Consider the following 21,256-nt stretch of genomic DNA (forward strand, 5'->3'; position numbering starts at 1 on the left):
CCGGACCCGCTTTCCGGTGTTTTTATTCATGGAAACCTCAGCAGAAACACCATAATGAACGAACAGGACGATACAAAACTCTGGCAGATTCTGGGCCATGCCTCCCAGCCTGCGCCGGGGGATGATTTTGCCCGCAGGGTCATGATGCGTATTGCCGGGGAAGAACACGCCACCGCCGTTCCGGCGGAATCCATCCACCACTTCAAGCGGAACTCCTTCCGCATCTGGGGCGCCGCGGCGGCGGCCCTGGTGGCTGCCGTCATCGGCATTGCAGCCCTGATGGAACCCTCTGCTCCGCAAACGCCCCCCTCTCCATCGCCACCCTGAACATTGACGATGTGCTGGTGGAAGAAGCCGGTCTGGCTCTGGGCCAGGAAAACCTGGTGGACGCTCTCTGCGTGCTGTCCTCCACGGAAACGGGCGTCATCTCCTCGGACAACATCCAGGACCTCCTTCTGTAACTCCGGAAACGGAAGCATTCTTCGTTCCCGGCCCAGGGAGCGGAAACTCTTCGCCGGGCAAACCGGATTTCTTTCCTCCCCGTCCCGAATCCGCCTTCCTGAAAACCGGTTTTCTCCGCAAACGGGAACACCGGACACCGGAACCGTAGGAACGCCGCGCTGCCCCGGCCCCCACTGTTATAAAGCCTTTTCTCTTCCGGCCATGGCTGTGCCTTCCCCCCGTCTTGCTAGTCTCCATCCGGAACGGAAGGCAGAGTTTCCAAACCCCGGAACTGGCGAAGAAAACGGCCATCCGGAATAGGGGATTTATCCGGCAGGAAGGGCGCAGCTATCAGGCCCGGTAGCTGCTGCACCAATTAACCTATTTGCGAAGAAATACATCCAACTGCAACAACTGTATTAGCTGGTAATGAATGGCATACGCCAATTTTTCATATGAGACGGCCAAAGATTTTTCCCTTTCTTTCGGGCGTTCTGTCCGGATGATACGGCAGATATCCAAAGACGGCCGATTCTTCCAGGAATCGACTCTTATCCCGCATGAGGATTGTTGTTGCCTTCCCTGGAATTTGCCATGTTCATCGTAGAACTAAACGTTTAGTTCGGAAACAAGAAACGATCAGGAAAATGAATAACTATATTCCTCTAAACAAGGCAGTCGGCCCGAAGGTCATCTGCGACGGGTACCAGGCTCTCATCCCTCAGAAGCTCGGAGTCGATGCGATAACGTTCAACTTTGACGGGTCGGCGTGCGAGCACGCCACTTGTCCCGGTGCTCCGGAAATGTTCATCAAGGTCGAAGAAGACGGCCTGTATTATTTCGGCGTAGAGGCCGACGATACGGGCAGCCTTACGATTGCCGGTGAGCAAGCTATAAAAAAGGATGGGACGCAGCCCAACGGCAAGCTGAATATTGAAACCGATTCCAGGTTCCTGAAAGCTGGTTATTACAAGGTGGCCCTGTCTTACGAGAATAATGCCTACGATCCCGTCAGCAACAATGCAGCCGCATTCAATGTGACGATGGACAAGGAACCCATTCAGGCAGGGAAGTATGAAGGCAACTCGACGATGAGGCGGGAATTCTCACCTTCTCCCAAAATCAAGCTGTGGACGATTGAAAAGGAATCCAACATTACCTGTGAACCGTCCAAGAAAGTGGAGCTGGAATTTGAAAGTCCGGAACCCGTCTATTTGGAAGGGCATGCTGACTGCAATGTAAAGGGCATGAGACCTAAGATTTGCGTGACGGTTTGCAAAGATGAAGCGGAAAACGTATGGAAGTGCCGTGTTGTTTCCGTTTCTGCCGGAGCCGAACTAAAGGTGTATCAGGGAAGCTACATTGACCCCTATTTTAATCCTCCTCTCGACGAGGAAGAGGCTATTGAGGCTGTCAACGAAATGAACGGCTACCAGGCACGAGGAAGAGTGGGCACATGGCACACGCCGCAAGCTTCCCTAGCCCATGAAGAACATCACCGCCGTCAATGGGAGGATGCCTACAAGTTCTATTGGAAGGAATCCAAAATACAGGAAATGCTTGAAAAGGAGACTCTCTCCTGCGACGAAGAACCGGACATGGATGAAGCCGTCAAATTCATGCAATCGCTTGCCAATGAAATGGCGTTGGACCTTTGGACAGAAACGTCGGCCTATGTTCTGGCGTTGCCGGATCAGGCCAATGACAGGCCCTATTGCGCCGGACAGGAAGTCCTGAACGAAGCAACCGCCCATGTCATCCGTCTGGCCGACGCGATGGGGTGGAACAATGTACCCAGGTTCATCACAAAGCCCGGTACGATTGAGCCGCCCTGTTTCATGCCTCCGGTCAGCGAAGGGGAAACCCGCAGCATGGCCGTTGCGGAGGAACCGTCCCCCCTGAAGCTCTCCATTGCGGATACTTCCCGGTTCGCGGAAGGCAGGATTACGCTGTGCTTCCGCAACGAAGGAAATGAGCCTGTCCGGATTCCGGACGAAATCAACGACGAAACGTCCAATTTCTTTTTCGTGACGTTGTTGAGAACGGAACAGGGGAAAATGCGCGTTCTGAACAGGGAAATCGGTACCATGACCTTCCAGCGGCCCTTGAACTACCGGAAGCTTGCCCCCGGCCAGGAATACAGCGTCACGATTCCGGTGTTCCTCGATGAAGTCGGGCTGGAAGATTGGAAACAATGTTCTTGTGAACTCGAAACGCGCTACTATAATCAGCAGGGTAAGGATTGTTTCCTGGGGACTCTCCGGGCGACGGCCAAACTCTCGCTGTGATGAAAAAAATCTTCCGGTATTTAGGAATTTTGGTTTGCCTGCCCCTCCATGCAGCGGCATGGGGGGACATGGCCGACAACGGGATTGAATGTTCCGTGGTGATGGAAAAGACCGAGTTTGACGCGAGGGCGGCTTTCCCGGACTTCAAGCTGGTGTTCACGAACAAGGGCGAAAAGACCGTTCGCCTGTTCGACGACTTCTATCCCCTGAAGGATGACGGGCCGCATATTTCCATAGAGATTTTTTCGGAACTGGGAAAAGAGAAAAGGAAAAAGGTAGCAGCATATTACCCTCATTATTGCATTGAACGAGGACGTTTCTTGAATTTTATTACGCTGAAGCCCGGAGAAAAGCATGAAGTGCTCATTAAGGATGCTTATCTGTTGATGCACTATTTTGGGCCTTTACGCCGTCTTCGCAATGGTGAGAACTATGAGTTGGAAGTAATCTTTCGGGATGGGTATGGAGATCCCGGTATTTGGAGGAAGTATGTAGGGAGAGAAAATTTCTCCGTGGTCGATCAATCGCCCTGGAATCGGTAGAGCATTTGCAATTCTCTCTTCGGATTGCTTCCTGTTTTTTCTTCCTTGAATCGATTGTCAAAGCATCCATTTTGTTCTGTAAAAACCTTCGGATTGAACCGGGGTGGTTTCTGGCATAGATCAGAGAATATTCATTTGGCAGTCTTTTCGTGAAGGCGGTCGAAGTTCGTCTTCTTATCACGTCTGAGGCGTGTTGTTGCTGGCCCAGGAACTCTTCATGATTCCCGGTGAACTAAACGTTTGGTTCAGAAACAAAAAACGATCAGGAAAATGAATAACTATATTCCTCTAAACAAGGCTGTTGGCCCGAAGGTCATCTGCGACGGGTACCAGGCTCTCATCCCTCAGAAGCTCGGAGTCGATGCGATGACGTTCAACTTTGACGGGTCGGCGTGTGAACACGCCACTTGTCCCGGTGCTCCGGAAATGTTCATCAAGGTCGAAGAAGACGGCCTGTATTACTTCGGCGTAGAGGCCGACGACTCCGGCAGTATTACAATAACTGGTGATAAGCTTTGCGAAAAGAAGGGAGATAAACCCAACGGCAAGCTGAATATCAAAACGGCTTCCAGATATTTGAAAGCTGGTTATTACAAGGTTGCCTTGTCGTGGACCAACAACGCCTATGATCCTACCAGCAACAACGCGATCGCGTTCAACGTCACGATGGACAAGGAACCGATTCAGGAAGGGAAATATGAAGGAGATTCCACGATGAAGCGTGAATTTTCGCCTTCTCCCAAAATCAAGCTGTGGACGATTGAAAGGGAATCCGACATCAAATGCGAAGAATCCAAGGAAGTCGAATATGAATTTAAAAAACCGAAAACTACCTATCTTGATGAAGATAACGCCTGCACAACACGAGGAACTAAACCCTCTACCGTAGTAACGGTTTGCAAGGATGAGGCGGCCAAACTTTGGAGGACGCGTGTTGTCGCTGTTTCTGGGGGTGCTGACGTTGTTATACGCACTGGAGGTTACAGGGACGCTACGCTTAACCCTCCCAAGACCGAAGCAGAAGCCATTACAGCAGTTAACTCAATGAACGGCTATCAATCTCGTCCAGGGGTAGGAGCATGGCATACAAAGGAGGCTTCCTCGGCTCATGAGAATCACCATTGCCGACAATACGAAGATGCAGGCAAGTTTTTCTGGAAGCACATGAAGATTCAAGAAAAAATTGAAGAAAAGACTTTTAATATTGAGAATGTCCCCGACATGGATACTGTCATCCAATTCGCGCAAGAATATGCCAACACTTGGACGGAGCGCTTCTGGTTTGAAGTTGATAATTATGTCAGAGGATTACCAGACGATGCCAATGACCGTCCCTACTGTGCCGGACAACAAGCTCTGAATGAAGCTACCCGCCAAGTCATACAACAGGCGAAAGCCAATGGATGGAGCAACGTACCCGATCAAATCACGGAACCGGGAGCTATTGAGCCGCCCTGTTTCATGCCTCCGGTCAGCGAAGGGGAAACCCGCAGCATGGCCGTTGCGGAGGAACCGTCCCCCCTGAAGCTCTCCATTGCGGATACTTCCCGGTTCGCGGAAGGCAGGATTACGCTGTGCTTCCGCAACGAAGGAAATGAGCCTGTCCGCATTCCCGATGAAATCAACGACGAAACGGCTGATTATTTCTTCCTGACGGTGTTGAGGAGCGAACAAGGGAACGTCCGCATCCTGAATGCTGAAACGGGAAAAATCACCTTCAACCGTCCCTTGAACTACCGGAAGCTTTCCCCGGCCAGGAATACAGCGTCACGATTCCGGTGTTCCTCGATGAAGTCGAGCTGGAAGATTGGAAACAATGTTCTTGTGAACTCGAAACGCGCTACTATAATCAGCAGGGTAAGGATTGTTTCCTGGGGACTCTCCGGGCGACGGCCAAACTCTCGCTGTGATGAAAAAAATCTTCCGGTATTTAGGAATTTTGGTTTGCCTGTCCCTCCATGCAGCGGCATGGGGGATACGGCTGACAACGGAGTGGAATGCTCCGTTGTGATGGAAAAAACCCGGTTTGACGCGAGAGAGGCTTTCCCGGACTTCAAGCTGGTGTTCACGAACAAGGGCGAAAAGACGGTTCGCCTTTTTGACGACTTCTATCCCCTCAAGGATAATGGCCCGAATATTTCCATATATATCTACTTAAAACTGGGAAACGGGAAAAAGATGGAAAAAGCCATAGCTTGGTATGGAGCCCCATATCTGATAGAACGTAGAGCGAACTCCATACACTTCATTACTCTGGAACCCGGAGAGAAACATGAAGTGCCTATCCAAAATGCCTATTTATTATTGACATATCTCGACTTACTCCGCAATGACAAGAGATACGAGTTGGAAGTAAACTTCTGGGACGGATTCGGAGAACGGGGTGTTCGGAGAAAATATGTAGGGAGGGCAGATTTTTCTTTGGTTGATCAATCGCCTTGGAGGCGGTAAAAATACTGCCTCCTGATGCCGGAAGTAGCTTATACAATCCATTTCGGGCACATGCTCGACTTGTACACCGTCATTCTAGAACACTTATTACCTCTCCTAAAAATCCCATGGTCTCCTGCGCAAAGCCTCCCAAAGTCCCTCAAATCGCTTTCCAGATATAAAAACCCATTTCCGGAACTGGTGGAGAAAACGGCCATCCGGACGGGGAAAATTTCCGCTGCCGACGGTTCCCTTTGACGTGCACGCCCGTATCGTTTACAACGGGCTTACTCCATGCAGGACTTCCTTTCCACCGTTATTCTCCTGTTCATCGTCATTGATCCCGTGGGACTGGCCCCGATGATTCAGGGAATGCTGAAGAAATATTCGGCCGCCCAGCAGAAGGCCATTCTGATGCGGGAGCTTGTGTTTGCCCTGAGCCTGCTGCTCCTGTTCTTCTTCTCCGGGAAATTCCTGCTGGACCTGCTGGGGCTGGAACCGTCCACCCTGAATATTTCCGGGGGCATCCTGCTGTTCCTCGTGGCGCTGGGCATGGTCTTTCCCGCCAAGGACATGCTCTCTTCCGCCGGACGCACGACCGGACAGGACGAGCCTTTCATCGTTCCCATCGCCATGCCCCTGATGGCCGGCCCCTCCTCCCTGGCCATCATCATGCTGCACGCCTCCCAGAGCCCGGACAGCATCTCCCAGATGACCTATGCCGGCGCCATCGTGACTGCCTGGTTCCTCTCCGGACTGGTGCTTTTCATCGCGCAGAAGTTCCTGCGCCTGCTGGGGGAAAAAGGGACGATCGCCCTGGAACGTATGATGGGCATGGTGCTCATCATGATTTCCGTCCAGATGTTTATGAACGGACTCGCCGGGTACGGCGTGAAATAGGAAGGCGCGCCGACCATGCTTTGGCTCCTGCACGGTAACCTGGGCTCTCCGGCGGACTGGAAACCCGTCATGGAAGTCCTGCGCGCCGGGGGAGTGGAAGCCCGCGCCCTGAACCTCTGGAAGTACCTGGAATGCTGCCCCAAGAGCCTGAAGGACATGGGGCGCGTGCTGTGCTCTGAAATAGCCGCCCAGGACAAGCACCCCTGGCTCTGCGGTTATTCCCTGGGAGGCAGGCTGGCCATGCAGGCCGTTCTGGCCCATCCCCCCTCTGGAAAGGCGCCGTATTCGTCAGCGCCAATCCCGGCATGGAGGATGAAACGGCAAAAGCGGCCCGGCGCGCGAAGGACGCAGAATGGGCCGTCAAGTGCCTCTCCGCGCCATGGGAGGATTTTTTGAAGGAATGGGACGCGCAGGGCGTATTTGAAGGCGGCCCGCCGCCTCCGGACCGTTCTTCCCTGAAACCGTGGCGCAAATCCATCTCCCGCGCTTTCATCGACTGGTCCGTGGGCGCCCAGAAAAACCTGGCCCCGCTCCTGAACCAGTCCCCTGTTCCCCAGTTATGGATAGCCGGGGAGCGTGATCCCAAATTCACTGCCCTGGCCCGCCGGGCGGCGGGGGAACAAGCCGTCATCATTCCCCGCGCCGGCCACCGCCTCCCCCTGGAAGCTCCGGCGCGGCTGGCGGAAAGCCTTCAACAATTCATCCTGCAAAACCCATGAACGATCCCAAAATACCGGACGCGGAAGATTTGAGAAAACTGGTGGAGGAAATCGCGCAGACCCACGTCCCCTTCGGCATGTACGGCCCGGCCAAGTACCCGCCCAAGGGGTGCCCGCTGATGGACGTGCCCCAGGAATACCTGGCGTGGTTCCAGGCCAAGGGCTTTCCCAAGGGAAAACTTGGCTGCCTGATGGAACAGTGCCTGCTGCTGAAAGGTAACGGGCTGGATCCTCTTTTTGACCCCTTCCGCAAGGCCAACGGCGGACGGACGAAGAAAAACGCCCGCCGCCGCGTGTGGGATTTTGAGAGCGAATAACCTTCCCCCGGAAGGAACGCATTCTTCCCGCGTCATCAGGAGGGGGAACGAGCTTCACTTCCCGCCTTGTCCCGTCCTCTTCCGTGACGGCCAGCACATAAAACACCCGGTCCTCCTTCTTCCCGCGCGTGACGGTAATGGTCAGGCTGCCGCGGGACAGCTTCACGCCATCCTCCGGAACGGAGAAAACGCCCAGCTCTTCCAGCAGTTCAAGCGCCCTGGCGCCGTCCCTCACACGGATGGACTGGCCGTCGCCTGAAATTTGCTTCTTCACCTCCTGCCATGCGGCGGCCAGCTGGCGCGGTTCCCGCTGCTGCATCTCCGCCCGGGAAAGAGGGGGCAGAGCCATGCAGAGCACGGCGGACAGCATGATCAATAGTCTCTTCATGACAGGGAGGCGGCGGGGAGTTGCTTGTTAATGGTGGCCTGGAACTTTTCCAGGGCCTGCATGGCGTGGTCGGAAGCCTTCCGGTCAATGGAAAGCTTCAGCCCGCAGTGGGGGCATTCAATGCCGCCGGACAACAGGTCCGGAATGGTCGTGGGGAAATACACTCCGCATTTGGGGCAGTCAAGCCCCGGAGTGCGCTGGTAGGAATAAGTGGTTTTCTGGTCCATGTTTTTTTCTTTCAATTAGTTATTTTTTCTCCTGGGAGGGAGAATCTTCATAATGCGGCCTGGAGGTCAGCTGGAGGAATTGGGACAGGCCGGAAGGCATGTCCGCCTGCTGCATGGTGACATGGATTTTCATGTTCGCCTGTAGGGAGGAAGAGGAGGAACCCCTCCCGGACTGGGGCGCCAGGGAAGCGCGGAAGTTCAGGCCGTCATCCTGCCCCTTTCCGGCGGAGGAATCCACCTCGCCCTTGTTCAGGGAAAAGCGTTCATCCGGAGCGGAGGCGACCGCGTCAATGATGTTGATGTCAAAGTCAAAGTCCGCCTGCTTGATTTGCAGCAGCGGCAGCGTCACCAGGCTGATGAGCGGCACGCTGACTTTCTTCTCCGCGCCGCCGGAAGCGTCGCTGTCCGTAAAATTGAAGCTGATGAGCCTCAGCGCCCCCGTGGAACCGTCCGCAGGATTGTAGGACTCGAAAGCCAGGGACATGAAATGCTTCATGTAGCGTTCCGTGGACATCGCGTCCGCATCAATCGTCGCGACCAGCGGGGCCGAGATCAACTGCTGCAGGCTCATGATGTGCCCGTTCACCTTGTTGTTTGTAGAATCACTCATAATAATATCACTATTGTGCGGCCAGTCCGGAAACGTCATTCTGCTCCGCCAGGACGGCGGGAACGGCGGCGGGCGCGATGTTGAGGTGAAGCGTCTGGATGGAGTTCTCCGGCATCTTTTTGAGCTTCTCCGTCTCCACCTCCACGTCCACCACCACATTGCTTACCTGCCGGGTGAACGCATACTTTTCCGCAAGCACGTCAATGAAGGAGGAGAGGCCTTCCCGGAGGTTCGTGCGGCACTCCTGCCTGAGGGCGTCCCCCTGGGCACCCTGGAACAGGTCGGCCAGATTGGGATTGTCCATGAATTCCTTCTCCGCCACATCCGCCAGAAGCTCCGCCAGCAATCCCTTGTCCAGTCCGGAGTCCGCCCGCAGGAGGGCCCCCTCATGGCCGGAAACAGCCGCAGTGATCTTCTTCCCCAGGTAGAGGCAGAAATTCCTTTTCCACTGTTCCTCCCTGGCAAGCAGGGAGGAAAAATCACTTCTCGCCTCATCCGCCGGGAGATTGGAGTGCACCACGGCCATCACAATGGAACGGATGGCATACGCAGGCACCCGCTCCGCCAGTTCCTGCTGGAACAGGCTGCACTGCTCCGCATCCAGCACCTGCCTCTCCTCCACCCCGGAGGTTCCCGTCACCGCATACTTCAAATCGAATTCCAGGGACCCTATCTGGGCGCTGGGAAGCTGGAAGCCACGCACACCGCCGTGCTTCCCGTACTGGCGCGCCAGCCCCGCCGCATGGCAGTTCGCCGCGTGCTGCGCTTCGATAATGTCCCTAAGCAGGGATTCGACAATCAGATTCAGACGAGACATGGCTCTGGGATGGAAGAGAAATCGTTATGCTCCGGTTATTGTGCAGGCGTAGCGGCCACGGCCACCTTCCTCTTGAGCTCTCCGGCGCTCACCGTGCAGTTCCTGGCGTCTTCCTTGGAAATCGTGTATTCCTTGCCGGAATCCGTTTTCACAATCTTGGCTTCATTCCCCGCACCGTTATCAAACGGGTCCGTGGCGTCCCCTATCCGGAGAGTGATGGCATCCGGCTCAAACAGGCCTTCCTTGTTCTTGTAGGAGGTCATCAGCTTCACGCTTCCATCGTCCTGGATGGCATGCTGAACCTCCAGGGAACCGGTGGGAGATACCACGGAAATGCTGTTGTTCAGCATTTCCAGCACCTTGGCCATCCCGGCGGGCATGCTGTCCTGTCCGGCATGAACGGCCACGTCCATCGTGTACTCCACGCTGTACTTGGAGTCCTTCGTGGCGGAGGAGTCCTTCTTGCTGGAATAGCTGGCGTTCATGCTGCCGCGCGCCCAGAAGCATCTTGCAGAGGCGGAAACACTGGTATCTACGGAGCTGGAGGAATTCTCCGTCTCCGTACTGGCGGCGGAAGCGCTGATATTCGCCTTGAAGTTGATGTCAATGGAGTTGATGGCGATGTAGGGGATGGGGACGATGGTCAGAAGGGGAACCGTAATCTGGGCCATGTGGCCGTCCTTGATGAACTGGAAGGAGACATTCACCGTCTTCTTCTCTTCTCCTTCCGTGTACAGACCCACATTTTGGATGAATTCCCAGGAGGTCCGGGCCGCCTGGGCCTGGGCTTCCACGCAGGCGACCAGGGGACCGCCGATGATGTTGCCGAAAGGCAGCGACTTGAGGGAGGAGGTCGCCACATCTGCTGCTGATTTGTCAATTGCCATATTATTTTATTTTCTGGTTGAGGTTAATATGAGGTGCCGCCTTTTGGCGACGTTGTGATCATGGGGTCATTCCGGCGCTTTTTCCATCCCGCCTGTCCGGAAGAACTGTTCCGCTTTCCCGCGGCGCCGGCGGCCATGGCCGGGGTCTATTTGGAAAACGACAGCATGTTCAGGCTTCCCAGCACTTTCTTTTTCATGAACTTGCTGACGGGGATGGAAACATTCCCCACCTGAAGGAAATTACCCGCAATGGACTCTATGTGTAATTTATTAACCAGATAGGAACGGTGCACGCGGATGAAATATTCCCCGTCCAGGTGCTCGGCCACCCGCGCCAGCGGGGCGGATACCAGAATGGACGACATGCCGTGCACGTGCAGCGTGCAGTAGCTTCCCCCGCCTCCACATACAGGATATGCTTCATCAGGATGCGCTGGAACCCGTCGTTCATTTTGACGAACACCATGGGGTTTCTGGACAGGGAAAATCCGGCGGGCCTCCCCAACAGCGGCGTAAGGGAGTCATCCTTCATTTCCATGATTTCCAGCTTGTCTCCGTGCTCCACCGGTTCCGGCGCCGGGGCATAACAAATCCTATCTTTTTTAGTGACTTTAATAAATTTAATGGTCATTCAAAAATCATAGCAAAAACTTTAAATACTCAATAAATTCATCAATGAACAGCAGAAATGACCTTCTGAAACCAAATTTATCTCTTCTGAACGGCCATTGGAAACCGTGCCTTACCAACGCATTCAGGCCGCGGAAACCGTATTCCGCGGCCTGAATGGCACCCGTCTCTGCCGGGAAAAACCTAATTCATCAGCGCCTGGTGCCTTTTCAGCAAGTCTACCGTCAGCGGTTCGGGAAAGGCCTTCACGTTGGACGATCTGGCATCCTCCCTAAAGTTTTCCCCTCATACAGCGGCACGGGGTAGACCTTGAGGATGCCGGGGCGGGCGGTCCGGACAAGCGTCTCCGCCATCTTCATCGCCAGGGGATTGCCCCCCGCGCCCTTGTCCGTCACGCAGACGGACTCCGTCAGCATGAAATTGCCTTCCGCCGGGTCCACGTAATCAATGGGCAGCCCAGCCTTCCTGTCCGCCACGGCCTGGTGGCGCAGGCCGAAGGCAATCGCCACCTCCCCGGCGCGCACCTTCTTCAGCGGTCCGGAACCGGAATTTTCCAGATGAGGCCCCGCGTTCTCCACAATGCTGTGCAGCAGGCGTCGCGCCTCCTGCTCCCCGTACGCGCTGACCAGGGCCTGGACCATCAGCCATGCCGTGGAGGAACTGCGGATATTGGGAATGGAGATGAATCCCTTGTACGCCGGGCTTGCAAGGTCTTTCAGGGAGGCGGGCCGGGGCAGCCCGTTCTCCTGAAGCGCCCTCGTATTGATGAAAATGGCCCCTTCCTGCGCCGTAAGGGGCGCGCAGAAACCGGGCGTCTTTTCCAGGGCATGGAACGTGAAGGAGAGGGGGGCGAACATCCGGTGGGCCTGCTGGGCGCTTTCCAGGTAGTAGGTGGAGGCGGTAATCACGTCCGCCTCAATGTTGCTGCCCTCCGCCATGATCTTTCCGCCCAGCTCCGAGGTGCTGAAGGAGGAAAAAATGTACTGTCCGGAAAATCCGGCCCTGTCCAGGGCGTCCTGCATGGCTAGCCGGGATTCTTCGTCCGCGTTGGAGTAAATCACTACCTCCGGGCTCTGATTGCAGCCGCCCAGGCACAGAAGGACTCCGGAAACGACGGCAAGCGCGCAGGCAATCATGGTGGACTGTTTTTTCATGACGGTATTTTATTGTTTTTTGGTGCATCGGGCGACAATGCCGCCCAGAATGACCCGGACCAGGATATTCGTGGCCAGAATCAGGAGGGACATCACAAAGATGGAATCAAACTGCGCGTAATGCTGCAATTCCTTGATCTTGGTGGTCAGCACGGCCGTTCTGGCGCCCACTAGGAAGATGACGGCGCTGATCGTGATCATGCTGTTGATGAAATAATAGCTGAACATTTCCAGCACGGTTCCCAGCGAATTGGGCACCACAACCCGGCACAGGGTTTTCAGCCAGGAATCACCCATCAGGGCGGCCGTGGCCTCCCAGCCCTTGTTCATTTTCTCCAAGGAGCTCTTGCCCATCAGGTAGGGCGTGGTGAAGAAATGGACCACGTTGCAGAGCACCAGAATCAGGAAGGTGTTTTGCAGGCTGGTTCCCGTGAAGGCGAACAGGAATGCCAGGCCGAGCACCATGCCCGGAATGGTGTTGGTCACCACGGCTATCCCATCAATCGCGCCGCGGGCCACCCGCCCCAGCCCGGAGCGCGCGGATGCCAGCGCGGCGCCGTAGGAAAGCAGGGTGCCCAGCAGCGCGGTCAGCAGCGCCACCCACAGGGAATTGCCGTAAATGGAAAGCAGGCCGCGGGAAGAGAGGATGCGCATGAAGCGTTCCAGGGAAAATTCCACCTCATAAGGCCAGTTTCTGACGAAAGGCACCACGAACATGACCGCAAAAACCGCCGCAATGGTTCCGATGACGGCCAGGGACCCGGCGCCGCACACGGCGTCCCTCAGGCGGCTTTTGACGATGTCCTGGCGGCAAATCCTGTTGTACCGGAAATTGTACCGTTCCAGGTAATTGATCAGCAGGATGCTGATGATGGACGGCAGCAGCATGGAAACGGCGACCGCCGCGCCGCCGCCGAAGTTCGGGATGGCCCCCAGCATTTCATTGTACAAATGGATGGCCACCACGTCAAAACTGCCTCCGATGGAGGCGGGAATGCCGAAGTCCGTAAAACTCAGCGTGAACGACTGGATCAGCGCCGCCCCCAGCGTACCCACCAGCGGCCTCACGGCCGTTCCCAGGAAGGTGCGAACGGGGCCGTCCCCCATCACCTTGGAAACGATGACGAAGTTCTTGTCTACATACTTGAAGGTGTTGTTAATCAGCAGGAAGGCGACCGGCAGCGTGTAAATGGTGTAGCCCAGCAGCATTCCCTGGAACCCGTAAATGTCCAGCACCTGGAACCCCAGCAGCCGCGTCAGCAGCCCTTCCCTGCCGAAGGAATAGATGATGACGAAGCCGTACGTGATGGTGGGCAGGAACATGGGCGCCACCGTCATTCCCGCGATGAACTTGCGGAACAAGGGCGGCAGTCCCGTATTGTTCACGGCATACGCCAGGAAAAAGGCCAGCGCGGTGGTCAGCGCCGCGGAAATCCCGGAAATCAGAAAACTGTTCCGGAAGGATTCCAGGAATGCCGGGCTGGCCAGCATGGCCGTATAATTCCCCAGGCCGGATTCCCCACCTACCAGGAAGGACTTGCCCAGCAGCAGCGCCATGGGCAGGACCAGGAAGACGGAGAACACCAGGGCAACCGCCCAGAACACGCCCCGGATTTCTATCTGGGTTTTATGCATAGGAACCCTCAAAGAGGGAAAGAATGTTATTCCTCTTGATCTCCAGCTGGTTCAGGATGAACTGCTTCACAAAGCTGTTGCTGGGGCTGGAAATGATTTCCCGCGGCGTGGAATACTGGGAAATGCCTCCTTCGTTCAGGATCAGCACCCGGTCGGACAGGGTAAGGGCCTCCTCCGGGTCATGCGTCACAATGATTGTGGTCAGGTTGTACTCCCGGGCAATCGTCTTGATGCGGGACTTGATGGACTCCTTGATGACGCCGTCCAGGGCGCTCAGAGGTTCGTCCAACAGCAGGATGCGGGGCTTCATCACCAGCGTGCGGGCCAGGGCCACGCGCTGCTTCTGGCCGCCGGAAAGCTGGTCGATGCGCTTGTCCAGATGTTCGCTCAGGCCCAGCAGCTCCACCAGCTCCCGCACCTCACGGGGGAGCTGACCCCCGGCTTGTTCTTCAGGCCGTACGTGATGTTCCGATAGGCGTTCAGGTTGGGGAACAGGGCATAATCCTGGAACACGATGTTGAAGCCGCGCCGCTGCATGGGCGTGCCGCTCACGTCCTCCCCGTCAAAAAGGATCTGGCCGCCGTCCAGTTCCGCCAGCCCCAGGATGACGTTCAGCAGCGTAGTCTTTCCGCTGCCGGACGGCCCCAGGATGGAGACGATTTCCCCTTTCCCGATGTCCAGGCTGATGCCGTTCAGAATGGGAACTCCGTTATAGACTTTCTTGATGTTTTTCAACTGTAGCATGGTAACCTCCTGGCCGCCGCAGCGGCCCGCTGGCATTGATGGATGGGAAGGGAACTACTTGTTCCGGCGGATATCCGCCACGGCCTCCGCCAGGCGGCGGAAATCGTCCGGGAACACGTCCCCGATATTGCCGATGCGGAAGGTAGGGGCTTCCGAAATCTTGCCGGGGTAAATGACGAATCCCCGTTCCTTCAAGGCCTCATAAAACTTCTGGAAATCAAAATCCTCCTCCGGGTACAGGAAGGACGTGATGATGGGGGACTGGAGTTCGTCCGGCAGCAGGGTCCGGAACCCGCTCCGGCGCATCCCCTCCACCAGCGCCGCATGGTTTTCCCGGTACCGGTCATGGCGCGCTTCCACGCCGCCCTCATCTTCCAGCTCCTTCACGGCCTGGAAGAAGGCGCGCACCACATGCGTGGGAGAGGTAAAGCGCCACTTGCCATGGCCCTTCTCCATCTCCGCCCACTGGTCATACAAATCCAGGGACAGGGAGCGGGAGACCCCCTCGCACCGGGACAGGAAGGAGCGTCTGGCAATGACGAAGCCGAAACCCGGAACGCCCTGGATGCACTTGTTCGCGCTGCTGACCAGGAAGTCGATTCCCAGCTTGCGGATGTCAATGGGAATGCCGCCGAAGCTGCTCATGGCGTCCACGATGAACGTCAGGCCGCGACCGCGGATCGCCCTGGCGACGGCCTCCACCGGATTCAGAATGCCGGTGGTGGTCTCGCAGTGCACCATGGCCAGGTGGGTGATGTCCGGGTGTTCCTCCAGCGCGCGCCGCACGGCCTCCGGCGTCACGGGCGCCGTCTCCTTCAGGGAAACGAGGACGTGATTCAGGCCATGGCGGCGGGCGATGTCCCCCATGCGCTTGCCGTACGCACCGTTGGCGACGATCAGCAGCTTGTCCTGCGGCCTGACGGCGCAGCTCAGCGTGGCTTCCACGGCATAGGTGCCGCTGCCCTGTAAAAGAACGGTGGTGTATTCGCCGTCCAGCCCCGCCAGCTTCAAAAGCTGTTCCCGGATGACGGTGACCACGCCCTCGTTGTAATCCTTGTCCCAGGTGCACCAGTCCTGAAGCATGGCCTGGCGGACGGATTCGGAAGTGCTCAGCGGGCCGGGGGTAAGAAGAAGGTAATTTCTCATGGTTAATGGATGGTTGAAAGGCTAGCGGTTCATGGAGGCGTTGATCTCCTCAATGCAGGCGGGCAGTTCACGAATGGAATCCAGCACGTAATGCGCTCCCGCGTCCAGCATGCGGCGGCGCACTTCCTCCTTCATTCTGTTCAATTCTGCGGCGGGCATGGCCTCATATTCCTCCTCGCTCAGGCCCAGTTCATTGCTGCCCGTGATGATGCCCACGGTGTGCACTTTCGCACTCAATCCTTCCCGGATATCCGCCATCGTATCGCCCACCTTCACCACCTGGTCCACGGAGGGGATCTCCAGGTCAATCATGTTCCGGTAAACCATGTACGGCGCGGGACGGCCCGCGGGCACTTCGTCCGGCGTCACCAGGTTGTCCACCACGTAACCCCGGGCGGCAGCCCCGGGACGCACAATGTCCATCATCTCCGCCGTGTAGCCCGTGGTGGACCCGACTTTGATGCCACGGGCCTTCAGCCCCTCCAGCGTTTCCACCACGCCGGGAATGGGGGTGGTGAAATCCTTCAGGGAGGCGAACAGGTGCGTTTCAAACCCGGCGTAAAGCTCCCGCACGTCGGATTCATTCCAGGAACGGCCGTACTTCCTCTCAAACTGTTCGCGAACCGGCTCCATTTCCAGAATGGCGCGGATGTGGTCCACTTTCAGCAACCCCATGGGTTCCCGCGCCTGCCTGTAGGTGATATCCAGGCCCTTTTCCCTGAACACGCTCAAAAAAACGTTCAAAGGGGCGAAACAGCCGAAGTCCACGGCCGTACCGGCCCAATCCATGATGATGCAACTGACTTTATTCATAATCTGTAATGTCTGGTCGTTGAAGGAGCAGCAGCGGCGGCTTTCCTCCGGGAACGGAGCCAACCTAAAACCTTCCCCGCCGCCGGACAAGAGCCGCCTGGTTGCAATGTTGTCACATAAACGGCGCCGGACACGGTCAGAAATTCGTGTACGCGCCGCAGATAAACGTCCACCCCGTAAACCCGGCGGAACGGCCTCCGCGGGAATGCCCGTACTCCGCCATCGTCATGATCTTCAGCCGCGCGGGATCGTCCCGGTACACAAAGAAATTCAACCCGGCGGCCACGGCCTGGTAGCAATCCACGCGGTTCCCTCCCCTTTCCGCCAGGGAGGCATAGCGCTTGTTCGGCTTCACGGCGTCCGGACCGAATGCGAGCTGGTAGCGGGCGACCGCCTGCACATGCCCCGTCAGGTTGAGGGACGGCATGACGGTCAGCCCCGCCAGGCCGGACGGAGCTATCACGCCGCCGGAGGAATACTCCCGCAGCCGGGAGGCCCAGACCGCCTGGGCCATCAGCTCAAATGCGCCCTGCTTTCCGTAATAATACAGCGCCAGCACGTTCCGCGCCCCGGTGCCCGTGTAATTGCCGTCGTAGGGGCGGTCCTTCATGTCGCCCCAGTTGTAAATCCAGTCGCAGTAAAGCCGCCCTTCCTTCAGCAGCAGGCCGTCCGCGCGCGCGGACAGGCCCAGGCTCATGTTCACGGACTCCCAAGTGCCCCAGGTTCCGCGGCTCCTCTCGTCCGTGTTGGACCACAGGCCCGCGTAATACCCCAGCGGCTCCTTCTTTTCGTCATTATAGCTCCAGACGCCGAAGGAACTGTCGCTGACCAGCATGTTTTCCACGGCGGAAATCTCCGGCAGCTTATACTTGGAACTGGAAATGCGGTTCTCCGCCAGAATGACGGGAAGCACCTTCCCCGCACCCACAACAGCGCCCGGCAGGGAATATTCCAAATGGGCCTCATAAAGGTTGCCGCGGGTCATTTTGTGGTTGTTCCAGCGTCCGCCCTTGTAATAGCCCAGACTGTCCACGCCGCCCATGTTCCAGATATTAGCCACTTTCAGGTCCCGGAGCACCCTGGCGTTCCAGCCCAGCCTCAGCCGCCGCCATTCCTCCGTGCGCCCGTGGGAGCCGGGGTACGTCCCGGAACCGCTGGGGGACACGGCCGCCGCCTGGTACTGGGCCCGCAGGGACACGTTGAACTCCTGAAGCCACGGATTCTCGCCATTCCTGTACAAATGCACGTTGCCGGGACGGGCTCCGTAGCTTTGCGCCCAGAGTCCGGACAGGGAGGACACGCCGCCCGCCGTTCCGTTCCAGGAGGAAAAACCTTCCGCGCCACACGCAAAGCCGACGGCGCAGCCAAAACAGGCGGCATAGAAAAAAGAGGCCAGGGACATGATTCCCCACCATATCCGTTCCGGAACCCGCCTGAACCATTTTCAGGTCAAAAAATCGCCACACAACAACATACCGGAAAAAGGAAAAACGCGGCTTTCATCTTCGCGCCTCCTGATGCATGCCCATGAAAAAACAGGGAGGTCCCGGCGCGCCCCCTGAAGCTTCCCGTGGAATTCACGGACGGTGCAGCCGTCACGGCTCTGTCTCTCCGGAAAGCAGGCGGTCAAAGACCCACTCCCCGAACGTCCACTCCTCATTCTCCCCTTTGGCAAGGGCGAACTGCCGGAAAAGTTCCCGGAACAGCTCCCTCACTTCGCCAAGGGGAACGGCGCGGCGCAGCAGGAACGCCGTCCTGTCGCCCTGGGCGCGCCCTCCGGCAAAAACATCGTAAACGCCCTCGCTGCGGCCCACCATGGCCAGCTCTGCAAACAAGGGGCGGGAGCAGCCGTTGGGACAGCCGGAAATCCGGAACACCACGGGTTCGTCATCCAGCCCAAATTCACGAGAATTTCTTCCAGCCATCCGTTGAGCTCCCGGTGGACCAGGGAAGAAGCGGCGCGGGCGCGGCGGCAGCCCGGCAAGCCGCGGCAGGAGCAGGATTCAATGGAGAGCGGGGAAAATGCCTGGACCCGCGCAGCAGTACCTTGATGCGTTCCGCCACGCACCTGTCCGCCGGATGAAGCCTCAAATTGCCCCGCGGCGTGATGCGCACCGGAGAAGTCAAAAAAGGGACCACGCGCCGCCATGCCGACGCCACGGCATATTCCGGCGTATCCTCCAGACTGCCGGAAGGGAGCGCCACCAGCAGCCCGTTATAGAAATCATTGCGGCTCCACTCCCCGGAAGAGGAAAACTCAGGTTGCTCCCCCTCTCCCGGGTACAAGCCGGCGTTTTTCAATTCATTCAGAACCCAGTCCAGGCTGCGGGAGGCGAACAGCGACTTCAATCTCCTCTTGCGCGGATTGTCCGGTTCCCCGAACTGTTCATTCAGGGCCGTCAGCACCCCCGCCGCCTTCACGGCCTCCGGCAGGGAATACCGCCCCAGCCAGGATGCCGCCCGCGGCGCCAGGGCCGCACTGCCCCCCGAATGCCGCCCCCGCCTCCGGCAAACAAATGCACGCCGCCCTCCGGATGGCCGCCCTTGGGAACCACAAAGCCCAGGTCACAGGAAAACAGCCCGAATTCATGGTGCGGAGCCTCTTCCAGACAAATACGGGCGCGCTTGTGCAGGGCGGAAAAACGTCCTTCAGGCTGCGGGTCCGAGGAAAAAAGACGTTCGCGGTTTTTGCGTATTTCATACGCGGGGAAGGAAACGGGAGCGGAAAACCTGTTCAACTTTCCGGCGAACTCCAGCCATGCGTCCCGGTTTTCCCCCAGCAGAGGGAGGAACCTACATCCACGGCCTGTTCCGTATAGGGAACCAGGCGGGAAAGCTTTTCCGCCAGGGCAATGCCCTTCTCCACGCATTCCCGCTCATCCACCCCGTCCAGAGGAATGGACAGGGTGGAAAAGGAAACAAGGCGGCATCCCCCGTCCACGGCGTCCAGAACGGCCTGCCACTGGGCGGGTTCCATCCATCCTCCGCAAAACGGATATTCCAGGGTGTAGGTATTTCTCATGATGAATAAAATCAGACTCGCGCCGTCGCCAGGAACACCACGTGCATGACGGAAACCAGCGTTACAAAATACATGTCCGCCCGCGCGGACGGCACAGAGGAGAAGGGACCGGCCATGCCGAGGCCCAGAGCGCCGTGGGAACACCGGGAAATGCAGTCCCGGCAAAGGGTGCAGCGCCTGGAAATGCGGCAGGCCCCGCCCTCGCGCGAGATGGCGAGGTCACGGCAGGCGGCGGCGCACTGCATGCACCCGGTGCACGTCTCCTTCACGAGCATGCGCCAGGGGGACAGCCTGCCCAGCAAACCGGCGGCCAGCCCCATGGGGCAAAACCTGCTGCAATATTCCCTCACGCCGCCCGCGGCGCTCATTCTCCAGGCCAGGGGAGCCAGGAAAGCCGCGGCAAGCGCAACCGCCAGGGCGTATTCCACCGGGAGTCCCCACAGGGACAGGAGCAGCGGCGTTCCCACCGCTGCGGCGAGGGCCGCCCATCTCCAGTCCCGGAGGCCCTTGCCTCCCTTCACCGGACGCCCCTTTCTGCGGGAGGAGGCGGCGGACAGGCAGTCCCACACCCCGAAGTAGCACAGATGGCTGCACCACGCGCTCCCGGCCAGAAGGACGGATACGCTGAACAGCGCCAGCATGAAGATGCCTTCTCCCCGGTAAACCGGGCCGGAAATCATCATGAACGGCACGGGAACATGCAGCCTGCCCGTCATCAGAAGGGAGGAAGCCACCGTCACGCCCAGCAGAAACTGAAGAAAAAACACGGAGGCGAATACGGTCCACATCAGCCGCCGCCTGCGGGGAGACGCCTGCGGATTCAGCAGCCCCTCCGCACAATAGCCTCCCCACCAGGCCAGAAGAAGAATCACGAATCCGTTGACGCCCTGCCACGGCAGAACACGCTCTCCCAGCAGCAGGCGGAAAGGGGCCAGCGCATCCAGCAGAAACAGAAATAGCACGGAGGCGGAAAACACGCGGCTGCGCGCCAGCTCCGGAACAGGCAAATCCTTCTCCCCGCGCCTGCGCCACAGGATGGCCGCCGCATGAAGCAGCAGTACGCCCGCCAGAATGGCGGCCAGCCGCAGAAACGGCAGTCCCTCCATCATCCGCAGCCTGGCCAGATGCCAGGTTTCCGCCCCCCAGAAAAGCAGGGAGGCCAGCAGCAGGAACGTGACGCTCCTGCGGAGCCAGCCGCGCCGGGAAAACGAAAGCGCCGCCAGCCCCATGCACAAAATGACGCCCGCATGCATCCCGCCGCGCAAAAAATGGGCGGCCGTCATCAGAAAGCAGAACAAGGAGATGAGTCCGGGGCCGGTCATGGCATCGTGGGCGCCTGTCTGGCACCCCCAACATAAGTGAAAAGACCGGGCGCTCCAGAAAAAAACGGTTCATCCGCCCGTGAAGGGAGCCTCATTGCGTCACCCCTCCGCCGGAACAGCAACGCAGGGAAATATTTCCCCTCCGCCGCTCCGTCCGGAAGCCTCCGGAACATGCGGAAGGGCGCCGTTCCACGGCGGCGAAAGCCGCGGGGGCGCCCTGCCGG

Annotated in this window: 23 protein-coding genes and 2 pseudogenes; 10 read left to right on the plus strand and 15 right to left on the minus strand. The window is 57.8% G+C overall.

What is annotated here, in order from left to right; all coding sequences use genetic code 11:
• Positions 1-54 precede the first annotated feature (54 nt).
• From PVA48_RS04320 to PVA48_RS04360, 9 genes are all read left to right on the plus strand, one after another.
• Positions 55-327: a hypothetical protein gene (locus PVA48_RS04320; protein WP_423232290.1), complete on the plus strand. Its 273-nt coding sequence runs from the start codon at positions 55-57 to the stop codon at positions 325-327.
• Positions 328-338: 11 nt separating this feature from the next.
• Positions 339-461, plus strand: a complete 123-nt coding sequence (locus PVA48_RS04325; protein WP_423232291.1) for a hypothetical protein — start codon at positions 339-341, stop codon at positions 459-461.
• Between the two features lie 627 nt (positions 462-1,088).
• On the plus strand, positions 1,089-2,729 hold the full coding sequence (locus tag PVA48_RS04330) for a PA14 domain-containing protein (protein WP_423232292.1): 1,641 nt from the start codon (positions 1,089-1,091) through the stop codon (positions 2,727-2,729).
• The gene (locus tag PVA48_RS04335; RefSeq protein ID WP_102729203.1) at positions 2,729-3,271 is read left to right on the plus strand and encodes a hypothetical protein; all 543 of its coding nucleotides are present in this window, start codon (positions 2,729-2,731) and stop codon (positions 3,269-3,271) included. The genes PVA48_RS04330 and PVA48_RS04335 overlap by 1 nt, the downstream gene beginning before the upstream one ends.
• A gap of 270 nt (positions 3,272-3,541) precedes the next feature.
• Complete coding sequence (locus PVA48_RS04340; protein WP_423232293.1) at positions 3,542-5,722, plus strand: hypothetical protein; 2,181 nt, start codon at positions 3,542-3,544, stop codon at positions 5,720-5,722.
• Positions 5,723-5,995: 273 nt separating this feature from the next.
• Positions 5,996-6,601 (plus strand): MarC family protein, encoded by a 606-nt coding sequence (locus PVA48_RS04345; RefSeq protein ID WP_102728622.1) that lies wholly within the window; start codon positions 5,996-5,998, stop codon positions 6,599-6,601.
• Positions 6,602-6,616: 15 nt separating this feature from the next.
• Positions 6,617-6,997: a hypothetical protein gene (locus tag PVA48_RS04350; protein ID WP_423232294.1), complete on the plus strand. Its 381-nt coding sequence runs from the start codon at positions 6,617-6,619 to the stop codon at positions 6,995-6,997.
• Complete coding sequence (locus PVA48_RS04355; protein ID WP_423232295.1) at positions 6,907-7,320, plus strand: alpha/beta fold hydrolase; 414 nt, start codon at positions 6,907-6,909, stop codon at positions 7,318-7,320. The genes PVA48_RS04350 and PVA48_RS04355 overlap by 91 nt, the downstream gene beginning before the upstream one ends.
• Positions 7,317-7,637, plus strand: a complete 321-nt coding sequence (locus PVA48_RS04360) for a DUF3820 family protein (protein ID WP_102728620.1) — start codon at positions 7,317-7,319, stop codon at positions 7,635-7,637. The genes PVA48_RS04355 and PVA48_RS04360 overlap by 4 nt, the downstream gene beginning before the upstream one ends.
• A gap of 384 nt (positions 7,638-8,021) precedes the next feature.
• On the opposite strand, the gene PVA48_RS04365 is transcribed toward PVA48_RS04360, so the two are convergent.
• The 5 genes from PVA48_RS04365 to PVA48_RS04385 form a co-directional block, all read right to left on the minus strand.
• Positions 8,022-8,252 (minus strand): hypothetical protein, encoded by a 231-nt coding sequence (locus tag PVA48_RS04365; RefSeq protein WP_022397892.1) that lies wholly within the window; start codon positions 8,250-8,252, stop codon positions 8,022-8,024.
• A 19-nt stretch (positions 8,253-8,271) separates the two neighbouring features.
• Positions 8,272-8,862 (minus strand): DUF2589 domain-containing protein, encoded by a 591-nt coding sequence (locus PVA48_RS04370; protein WP_102725786.1) that lies wholly within the window; start codon positions 8,860-8,862, stop codon positions 8,272-8,274.
• 10 nt (positions 8,863-8,872) lie between these two features.
• Positions 8,873-9,679, minus strand: a complete 807-nt coding sequence (locus PVA48_RS04375) for a hypothetical protein (protein ID WP_423232296.1) — start codon at positions 9,677-9,679, stop codon at positions 8,873-8,875.
• Between the two features lie 35 nt (positions 9,680-9,714).
• Positions 9,715-10,566, minus strand: coding sequence for a DUF2589 domain-containing protein (locus tag PVA48_RS04380; RefSeq protein ID WP_022397889.1), 852 nt, complete (start codon positions 10,564-10,566; stop codon positions 9,715-9,717).
• Between the two features lie 146 nt (positions 10,567-10,712).
• Positions 10,713-10,931 (minus strand): LytTR family transcriptional regulator DNA-binding domain-containing protein, encoded by a 219-nt coding sequence (locus PVA48_RS04385; protein ID WP_423232297.1) that lies wholly within the window; start codon positions 10,929-10,931, stop codon positions 10,713-10,715.
• Positions 10,932-10,934: 3 nt separating this feature from the next.
• Here PVA48_RS04385 and PVA48_RS04390 point away from each other — a divergent pair, with 3 nt between their 5' ends.
• Complete coding sequence (locus PVA48_RS04390; RefSeq protein ID WP_423232298.1) at positions 10,935-11,153, plus strand: hypothetical protein; 219 nt, start codon at positions 10,935-10,937, stop codon at positions 11,151-11,153.
• A 226-nt stretch (positions 11,154-11,379) separates the two neighbouring features.
• Here the strand turns inward: PVA48_RS04390 and PVA48_RS04395 are convergent.
• From PVA48_RS04395 to PVA48_RS04440, 10 genes and pseudogenes are all read right to left on the minus strand, one after another.
• Positions 11,380-13,985, minus strand: a pseudogene (locus PVA48_RS04395) (extracellular solute-binding protein).
• Positions 13,978-14,729: pseudogene (locus tag PVA48_RS04400) on the minus strand (ABC transporter ATP-binding protein). The pseudogenes PVA48_RS04395 and PVA48_RS04400 overlap by 8 nt, the downstream one beginning before the upstream one ends.
• Before the next feature lie 54 nt (positions 14,730-14,783).
• Positions 14,784-15,875, minus strand: coding sequence for a 2-aminoethylphosphonate--pyruvate transaminase (gene phnW / locus PVA48_RS04405; protein WP_102728616.1), 1,092 nt, complete (start codon positions 15,873-15,875; stop codon positions 14,784-14,786).
• Between the two features lie 21 nt (positions 15,876-15,896).
• Complete coding sequence (gene phnX / locus PVA48_RS04410) at positions 15,897-16,688, minus strand: phosphonoacetaldehyde hydrolase (RefSeq protein ID WP_102728706.1); 792 nt, start codon at positions 16,686-16,688, stop codon at positions 15,897-15,899.
• Between the two features lie 136 nt (positions 16,689-16,824).
• Positions 16,825-18,090, minus strand: coding sequence for a hypothetical protein (locus PVA48_RS04415; protein WP_102728615.1), 1,266 nt, complete (start codon positions 18,088-18,090; stop codon positions 16,825-16,827).
• A 193-nt stretch (positions 18,091-18,283) separates the two neighbouring features.
• Positions 18,284-18,613 (minus strand): hypothetical protein, encoded by a 330-nt coding sequence (locus tag PVA48_RS04420; RefSeq protein WP_423232299.1) that lies wholly within the window; start codon positions 18,611-18,613, stop codon positions 18,284-18,286.
• The gene (locus PVA48_RS04425) at positions 18,591-19,109 is read right to left on the minus strand and encodes a hypothetical protein (protein WP_423232300.1); all 519 of its coding nucleotides are present in this window, start codon (positions 19,107-19,109) and stop codon (positions 18,591-18,593) included. Before PVA48_RS04425 ends, PVA48_RS04420 begins: the two co-directional genes overlap by 23 nt.
• Positions 19,106-19,426, minus strand: a complete 321-nt coding sequence (locus PVA48_RS04430; RefSeq protein ID WP_423232301.1) for a hypothetical protein — start codon at positions 19,424-19,426, stop codon at positions 19,106-19,108. The genes PVA48_RS04425 and PVA48_RS04430 overlap by 4 nt, the downstream gene beginning before the upstream one ends.
• Positions 19,423-19,710: a hypothetical protein gene (locus PVA48_RS04435; RefSeq protein WP_423232302.1), complete on the minus strand. Its 288-nt coding sequence runs from the start codon at positions 19,708-19,710 to the stop codon at positions 19,423-19,425. The genes PVA48_RS04430 and PVA48_RS04435 overlap by 4 nt, the downstream gene beginning before the upstream one ends.
• 11 nt (positions 19,711-19,721) lie before the next feature.
• Positions 19,722-21,032 carry a 4Fe-4S binding protein gene (locus tag PVA48_RS04440; RefSeq protein WP_102728613.1) on the minus strand — a complete coding sequence of 437 codons (1,311 nt, stop codon included), beginning with the start codon at positions 21,030-21,032 and terminating at the stop codon, positions 19,722-19,724.
• Between the last annotated feature and the right edge of the window lie 224 nt (positions 21,033-21,256).

Source organism: Akkermansia sp. JRP_AM1, assembly GCF_049262625.1.
GTDB lineage: Bacteria > Verrucomicrobiota > Verrucomicrobiia > Verrucomicrobiales > Akkermansiaceae > Akkermansia > Akkermansia massiliensis.

Coding starts and splice junctions, on each gene's coding strand:
- phnW (WP_102728616.1), bottom strand. CDS start 15,875: ATGAGAAATTACCTTCTTCTTACCCCCGGCCCGCTGAGCACTTCCGAA.
- PVA48_RS04415 (WP_102728615.1), bottom strand. CDS start 18,090: ATGTCCCTGGCCTCTTTTTTCTATGCCGCCTGTTTTGGCTGCGCCGTC.
- PVA48_RS04345 (WP_102728622.1), top strand. CDS start 5,996: ATGCAGGACTTCCTTTCCACCGTTATTCTCCTGTTCATCGTCATTGAT.
- PVA48_RS04440 (WP_102728613.1), bottom strand. CDS start 21,032: ATGACCGGCCCCGGACTCATCTCCTTGTTCTGCTTTCTGATGACGGCC.
- PVA48_RS04370 (WP_102725786.1), bottom strand. CDS start 8,862: ATGAGTGATTCTACAAACAACAAGGTGAACGGGCACATCATGAGCCTG.
- PVA48_RS04435 (WP_423232302.1), bottom strand. CDS start 19,710: ATGAGAAATACCTACACCCTGGAATATCCGTTTTGCGGAGGATGGATG.
- phnX (WP_102728706.1), bottom strand. CDS start 16,688: ATGAATAAAGTCAGTTGCATCATCATGGATTGGGCCGGTACGGCCGTG.
- PVA48_RS04365 (WP_022397892.1), bottom strand. CDS start 8,252: ATGGACCAGAAAACCACTTATTCCTACCAGCGCACTCCGGGGCTTGAC.
- PVA48_RS04385 (WP_423232297.1), bottom strand. CDS start 10,931: ATGTCGTCCATTCTGGTATCCGCCCCGCTGGCGCGGGTGGCCGAGCAC.
- PVA48_RS04340 (WP_423232293.1), top strand. CDS start 3,542: ATGAATAACTATATTCCTCTAAACAAGGCTGTTGGCCCGAAGGTCATC.
- PVA48_RS04350 (WP_423232294.1), top strand. CDS start 6,617: ATGCTTTGGCTCCTGCACGGTAACCTGGGCTCTCCGGCGGACTGGAAA.
- PVA48_RS04320 (WP_423232290.1), top strand. CDS start 55: ATGAACGAACAGGACGATACAAAACTCTGGCAGATTCTGGGCCATGCC.
- PVA48_RS04335 (WP_102729203.1), top strand. CDS start 2,729: ATGAAAAAAATCTTCCGGTATTTAGGAATTTTGGTTTGCCTGCCCCTC.
- PVA48_RS04375 (WP_423232296.1), bottom strand. CDS start 9,679: ATGTCTCGTCTGAATCTGATTGTCGAATCCCTGCTTAGGGACATTATC.
- PVA48_RS04330 (WP_423232292.1), top strand. CDS start 1,089: ATGAATAACTATATTCCTCTAAACAAGGCAGTCGGCCCGAAGGTCATC.
- PVA48_RS04420 (WP_423232299.1), bottom strand. CDS start 18,613: ATGGCTGGAAGAAATTCTCGTGAATTTGGGCTGGATGACGAACCCGTG.
- PVA48_RS04355 (WP_423232295.1), top strand. CDS start 6,907: ATGGAGGATGAAACGGCAAAAGCGGCCCGGCGCGCGAAGGACGCAGAA.
- PVA48_RS04380 (WP_022397889.1), bottom strand. CDS start 10,566: ATGGCAATTGACAAATCAGCAGCAGATGTGGCGACCTCCTCCCTCAAG.
- PVA48_RS04360 (WP_102728620.1), top strand. CDS start 7,317: ATGAACGATCCCAAAATACCGGACGCGGAAGATTTGAGAAAACTGGTG.